Annotated in this window: 6 protein-coding genes and 1 pseudogene; 3 read left to right on the top strand and 4 right to left on the bottom strand. The window is 74.0% G+C overall.

Features of this window, described 5'->3' with window-relative positions:
* Both JWN97_RS13630 and JWN97_RS13625 read right to left on the bottom strand, forming a co-directional pair.
* A pseudogene (locus JWN97_RS13630) lies at positions 1-206 on the bottom strand (acyl-CoA desaturase); the annotation flags it as partial.
* Positions 207-274: 68 nt separating this feature from the next.
* Positions 275-1405, bottom strand: coding sequence for a ferredoxin reductase (locus tag JWN97_RS13625; protein ID WP_297623426.1), 1131 nt, complete (start codon positions 1403-1405; stop codon positions 275-277).
* A gap of 145 nt (positions 1406-1550) precedes the next feature.
* On the opposite strand from JWN97_RS13625, the gene JWN97_RS13620 reads away from it, so the two are divergent.
* Positions 1551-2690, top strand: a complete 1140-nt coding sequence (locus JWN97_RS13620) for a PucR family transcriptional regulator (RefSeq protein ID WP_297623424.1) — start codon at positions 1551-1553, stop codon at positions 2688-2690.
* Between the two features lie 7 nt (positions 2691-2697).
* Here the strand turns inward: JWN97_RS13620 and JWN97_RS13615 are convergent, their stop codons facing one another.
* On the bottom strand, positions 2698-4188 hold the full coding sequence (locus tag JWN97_RS13615) for an amidohydrolase family protein (protein WP_297623421.1): 1491 nt from the start codon (positions 4186-4188) through the stop codon (positions 2698-2700).
* A gap of 96 nt (positions 4189-4284) precedes the next feature.
* Here JWN97_RS13615 and JWN97_RS13610 point away from each other — a divergent pair, with 96 nt between their 5' ends.
* Both JWN97_RS13610 and JWN97_RS13605 read left to right on the top strand, forming a co-directional pair.
* Positions 4285-4938, top strand: a complete 654-nt coding sequence (locus JWN97_RS13610; RefSeq protein WP_297623418.1) for a hypothetical protein — start codon at positions 4285-4287, stop codon at positions 4936-4938.
* 10 nt (positions 4939-4948) lie between these two features.
* On the top strand, positions 4949-5593 hold the full coding sequence (locus JWN97_RS13605; protein WP_297623415.1) for a hypothetical protein: 645 nt from the start codon (positions 4949-4951) through the stop codon (positions 5591-5593).
* On the opposite strand, the gene JWN97_RS13600 is transcribed toward JWN97_RS13605, so the two are convergent.
* Positions 5590-6116 (bottom strand): hypothetical protein (locus JWN97_RS13600; RefSeq protein WP_297623412.1); only part of this gene is annotated, 527 nt, incomplete at its 5' end. The genes JWN97_RS13605 and JWN97_RS13600 overlap by 4 nt on opposite strands.

Below are 6116 nucleotides of genomic sequence, written 5' to 3'. Positions count from 1 at the left end.
AGCACCGCGCGCGAGCCCAGCTCGATCTTGCGCTGGCGGTCGATCAGCTTGCGGATGTACGCCGCGTCGCCCGCGCCGCGCGAGTCCAGGACGTCCTGGCGGATGGCGTCGAGCTCGACGCCGATCTGCTCGATGTCGGCCTCGGTGAGGTGCGCGACCGGGCTGGACTGGCCGGGAAGGGCGGACTTCTTCTGGATGGTCGTCATGGCGATCTCCTTCTGTCTGTTCGCTGGTGGAGCAGCAAGCGAAGCGAGCGTGTCGGAACCGGTCGGGATCAGTGGTCGATGTGGCAGGGGCCGGCGGCGGCGTTGATGCAGGTCTGCACCTTGATGGCGCCGCTCTCGCCGGGCACCGCGGTGGTGATGGCGCCGTTGCGGAGGTCGCGGACGCTGCCCTCGCGCAGCGGGAGGACGCAGCCCATGCAGATGCCCATGCGGCAGCCGCTCGGCATCAGCATCCCGGCCTCCTCGGCGGCGTCCAGGATCGGGGTGGCGCCGTCGAGGTCGATCGTGGTGCCGGAGGCGAAGCTCACCGTGCCGCCGTCGCCGGGCTCGACGCGCGCGGTGCGGAACTGCTCGGTGGTCAGCGTGATGCCAGCGGCCTCGTGGTGCGACGCGAGGGCGTCGAGCAGGCCGGCGGGCCCGCACGCGAGCGTCGTACGGTCCGCGAGGTCGGGCACCAGGTCGGCCAGGTCGTCGACGTCGAGGACGCCGTGCTCGTCGTCGTACCTCGCGACGAGGCGGATCGCGCCGGCGGCGTCGAGGGCCTCGAGGTCGCGGATGAAGATCGAGTCGGGGTGGCTCGGCGCGACGTGCACGACGACGATGTCGTGGTCGGCGCTGCGGGTCGGGCGGAGCACGCCCTCGTCGGTGCTGGGGAAGAGGTTGCGCAGCATGCCGATGACGGGCGTGATGCCCGATCCGGCGGTGACCATGAGGAACTTGCCGCCCTCGGGCGGGAGGACGAACTCGCCGGCCGCCTGCTCGAGGTGCACCAGGGTGCCCGGCTCGGCGCGGTGGACGAGGTGGTTGCTGACGAGGCCGCCGGGGACGGCCTTGACGGTGATCGAGATGCGGCCGTCGCGACGCGGACCGTGGGTCAGCGAGTAGGCGCGCCACTGGCGTACGCCGTCGACGTCGATGCCGATGCGGAGGTACTGGCCGGGCACGTGGCCGGCCCAGTCGGCGCCGGGACGGATCACGATGGTGGCGGCGTCCGCGGTCTCGGGGTGGACCGACTCGATGCGACCGCGCAGGTCGGCGCCGGAGCGCAGCGGCGCGAAGAGGTCCATGAAGTCGGCCGGGAGGTAGGGCGTGGTGGCCGCCTCCGCGACGCGGACGAGGTGGTCACCCAGGCGTCGGCTCCGTCGGGTGCTGCCCGTGGGCGGCTCGAGAGTCGTGGTCATAGGTACCAATGTGCTGGACCCGGACGCGGATTACCTGCCTGCGGCACGTGAATCCGGGCTACACTCTTGTTCGCTGCGAACAAAAGCAACCTCAGGAGACCCAATGGTCCACCGCACTGTGCGTCCGGCCACACAAATACAGACCGTGGTTGGCCTCGACCCCGTCGTCGCCGACGCCCTGCGGTCTCGGCTCGCCGAGGTGGCCGACGCCGCGGTGCTGCGCATCATCGAGGAGGTCCCGAGCTATGCCGGCGCGTGGAGCGGCCGGATGGGCGAGGTCATCCGCAACGCGGTGCAGCTGGCCCTCGGCGGCTTCCTCACCCTGGCCACGCGACAGGACGCCGAAGCCCCCAAGGCGCCGGCGATCGAGGGCGCCTACCAGCTCGGCCGCGGCGAGGCGCGCGCCGGACGCACGGTCGAGGCGCTGCTCTCCGCCTACCGCATCGGGGCCCGCGCCTCGTGGCGCGAGATGGCCGACGTCGCCGTCGACGCCGGGGTCGACTCCGGCCAGCTGGCCCGCTTCGCGGAGCTGGTCTTCGCCTACATCGACGAGCTCTCCGCGGCCTCGGTCGCTGGCCACACCGACGAGCTCGAGAGCACCGGTCGCGTCCGGCAGCGCAACCTCGAGCGCCTGGCGCGGGCCCTGCTGACAGGGGCTCCGGCCGACGCCGTCAACGCCGCGGCCGAGCGCGCCGACTGGGAGCCCCCCGGGGCGCTGACGGCGATCGTGCTGCCGGAGTCGCAGGTGTCCCACGCCCTGACCGCCCTCGACCAGCGGACGCTGCAGCCGACCGAGGACATCCCTGGGCTCCCCGACGGGCACGCCTGCCTGCTCGTGCCCGGGGCCGGGTCGGCCACCGCACGACGTACGTTGCTGCAGGCGCTGCGGGGCACCGAGGCCGTGGTGGGCCCGAGCACGCCGTGGCTCGAGGCCTCTGGCTCCTACCGCCGGGCGCTGCGCTGCTCCGTGCTGGGGCTCGACGGGCTGGTGGACTCCGACGAGCACCTCGCCGCGCTGGTCCTGTCCGCCGACGGCGACGCCCGCGCCGACCTCCGTGCCCGGGTGCTCGCGCCCCTCGCCGACCTGCGGCCCTCGACCGCGGAGAAGCTGACCGACACCCTCCGGAGCTGGCTGCTGCACCACGGCCGGCGCGACGCGGTGGCCGAGGAGCTCTTCGTGCACGCCCAGACCGTGCGCTACCGCGTCGGCCAGCTCCGCGAGGTCTACGGCGACCGGCTCGAGGACCCGGCGTTCGTGCTGGACGCGACGCTGGCGCTGGCGTAGGCCGGCGTCAGGGGCGGGCGTACGCCGTCTCGCCCGCCACCCACGTCGCGACCACGTGGCCGGCGAAGCCGCGCAGCCGCAGGGCGTGCTCGCGGTCGGAGTCGCCGGCGAGCGGGTCCGCGTCGAGCAGGACGAGGTCGGCGGGATGTCCCGCGGCGACGGTGCCCCAGCGGTCGGTCGACGCGGCGAGCGCCTCCCGTGCGGTCAGCGACTGCTCGGGGTGCCACGGCTCCCGGTCGTCGCCGGAGCGGTGGACGGCGGCGGCGACGGCCAGCCACGGGTCGAGCGGCGACACCGGCGCGTCCGAGCCCAGCGCGACGTCGACACCGTCGTCGAGCATCCAGCGGAGCGGGAAGCAGCGTTCGGCGCGACCGGGCCACAGGCGCTCGGTGACGTCGCGGTCGTCGAGGAGGTGGGCGGGCTGCACGCTGGCGCGGACGCCGAGATCGGCCATGCGGCGTACGTCGTCGCGCGTCGTGAGCTGCACGTGCTCGATGCCGCCCCGGGCACCGGTCTCCTCGAAGGCGGCGAGCGCCTCGGTGACGGCGCGGTCGCCGATCGCGTGCACCGCCACGTCGAGCCCGCCGGCGGCCGCCCGCGCGAGCAGCGCGCGCAGCTCGGCCGGCGACTGGTTGGGCTGGCCCTCCTCGGCACCGGGGACGGCCTTCTCCGCGTAGGGCTCGCAGCACCAGGCGGTGCGGGTGTTGAGCGAGCCGTCGCTGATGATCTTCAGCGGCCCCATGGTCAGCCGCGGGTCCCCGTCGAGCGCGTCGCCCGAGCGCAGGCCGCGCGCAAGCACGTCGTCGAGGCCGTCGGCGTAGCAGGCGTGCCGGATCCGGAGCAGGTCGGCGCCCTCGGCCCAGCGCGCCACCCAGTCGGCGACGCCGCCGCTGAACTCGAGGTCGACGAGCCCCACCACGCCCTGCGCGGCCGCGGTCTCCATCGAGCGCCGGTAGGCCTCGGGGCTGGTGCCGTCGGAGCCGACGACGCCGGCGAGGCGCCCGTAGGCCAGGAACCACTCGGCCTCGGTCACCATGCTGTCGCGGGTCGGCAGCGCCAGCATGTGCAGGGCGATGGTGTTGAGCCAGCCGTGGTGGCCGTCGCCGGCGATCAGCACGATCGGCTGCTCGGTGTCGATCGCGTCGAGGTCGGACACGGCCGGGTTGTCGGGCCAGGCCGTGGGCCGGTGGCCCCAGCCGATCACGGGCAGGTCGGGCCACTCCTCCAGGCGCTCGCGCACCAGCGCGACGGCCTCGGCGCTGGACCGCGCCGGGCCGAGGTCGAGCCGGGCCGACGCGAGCGTCCACTGGCCGAGGTGCACGTGCTGGTCCCAGAGGCCGGGCATCAGCCAGCCCCCGCCCCCGTCGTACGACGACTCGCCCGGCGCGGGCGCCAGGGCGGGGCCGACCTCGACGACGCGGCCCGCGTCGATCCGTACGTCGACCGGCGAGGGCGCCGCGTCGGTCAGGGCCACCAGGCGCACGTCACGGATGAGCATGGGCCCACCGTAGGAGGTCCGGCCGGGGCGGTGGACCACGGGCCCCCGCGCTGTCCGGACGCGCGGATCGGCGCCCTCTCCGGCTACCGTGGCCCCATGCAATGGCGGGGGCCTGCGGTGCTCGTCGCGCTTCTGGCGATCGGCACCGGGAGCGGATACGCCGCATCAGGATCGGCACGCGAGGAGACCATCGGGGTCGGCGTCCCCGCTCCCGTGCCCGCGCAGCGACCCGAGCTGCCCATCGAGGCGCCGCTGCCCTACGCCCCCGATCCGGACGACGCGCCGCTCGGGCCCGACATCGCGATGCGGGAGGCCACGCTGGGCGTCGGCAAGTTCGAGATCACCTTCCCCGCCCCGGCCGGCTGGTCGCGGAACGCCAACGCCAGCAACGAGTGGAAGTGGAAGAAGCCGGGGACGTCCAACAACAGCTATGTGATGCGCATCGAGCAGATCAACAGCCAGGACATCACCATCGAGGACGCCATCGACATCCGGATCGAGCGGCTGCGCGACGAGCAGCAGGACGTCGTCATCGTCGACCGCGGCGGCGACTCGCTGGAGTACACCTACCGCAGCAACGAGGGCAACGCCCGGCACAGCTTCATGCGCTGGCTCGACCTCGACGCGAGCGGCCAGGCCGACGTGGAGATCGTCGTGCACGGCCGCGAGCGTGACGTGCCCGGCACCCGCGACCTGATCCGGCGCGTGGGGGACGGCATGCGCGGCGCCACCGGCAGCGTCGTGTCCTAGATTGTCCGACGTGACGTGGCGGGGGCCGGTGGTGCTCGGGCTGCTGCTGGCGCTGGGCGTCGGCAGCGGGTTCGGCATCTCGATGGCCGTCGGTGAGCACCCCCCGGGAGGCGGCTCGCCCGCTCCGGTGGTGGCGCACTCGCCAAGCCTGCCGATCGACCCGGTGCCCGAGCTCCTGCCCGACCCGGCGACCCCGGCCCTCGCGCCGGGGATCGACCTGGTCAGCCAGCAGGTCGGCAGTGGCGACTTCCGGATGACGCTGCCGGTCCCGCTCGGCTGGGACTTCTCGGTGAACTCGCTCAACGAGTGGCAGTGGCGCCCGCCGGACCAGCCCAACTTCGGCTACGTCATGCGCGTCGAGCAGGTGCTGAGCAACCGGCGCTCGATCGACTGGACGCTGGACCGGCGCATCGACGAGCTGGAGGAGGACGAGGACAACCTCGAGATCCTCGACCAGACCGCCGACAGCCTCCACTTCACCTACGTCACGTCCAACCACCTGCGCCACGGCTACCTCACCTGGCTCGACCTGACCGGGTCGGACAACGCGCAGGTCGAGATCGCCGTCACCGGCCGCGCGGTCGACGACGCCGGCATGGCCGGCCTGGTCGCCCGCGTCGCCGCGGGGATCCGGCTGGGCGCCGGCCCCGCCTAGATCCCGTACGTCGTCACGGACTCGAGGACGCGGTTGGCGGTGGCCCGGTCCGCGCTGCGGATCTGCACCCACAGCAGCTGGCTGGAGTTGACCTGCACCACCCGCTCCACCGTGACCTCGGCCCCCGGGCAGCCGGTGAAGAACACCGTCATCGACTGGTCGCCCTCGCGCTCGTCGAGGATCGGTCCGACCGTGTCGCCCCGGCACTCCGCGTGCTGCGGCACCCGCGAGGGGAGCTTGTCGCCGGCGAGGATGCCGACGAAGACACCCGGCGCCGCGTCCGCCTCGGTGTTCCACCCCGCTCGCGTGCCCGCGGCGAGCGACGGCTGCTCCTGCTGGCCCTGGGTCGGGACCCACTGCTCGGGGTCGACCTGCGCGGTCCAGGCCTCCGGGACCGTGATCGAGACCGTCCCCGTCGTGTCGTCGAGGCTGCGCTCGGACGTGGCGGCGCGCTCGGCGCCCCAGCCGGCTCCGGCGCCGATCGACAGGGCCGCCACGCCGGCCGCCAGCCACGCCGCGCGCC

It is taken from the genome of Nocardioides sp., assembly GCF_025965415.1.
Lineage (GTDB): Bacteria > Actinomycetota > Actinomycetes > Propionibacteriales > Nocardioidaceae > Nocardioides.
This window is presented reverse-complemented; position numbering and strand designations above follow the sequence as displayed.

Excerpts from the sequence above, each read along its gene's own strand:
- JWN97_RS13625 (WP_297623426.1), bottom strand. The coding sequence starts at position 1,405 with ATGACCACGACTCTCGAGCCGCCCACGGGCAGCACCCGACGGAGCCGA.
- JWN97_RS13615 (WP_297623421.1), bottom strand. The coding sequence starts at position 4,188 with ATGCTCATCCGTGACGTGCGCCTGGTGGCCCTGACCGACGCGGCGCCC.
- JWN97_RS13610 (WP_297623418.1), top strand. The coding sequence starts at position 4,285 with ATGCAATGGCGGGGGCCTGCGGTGCTCGTCGCGCTTCTGGCGATCGGC.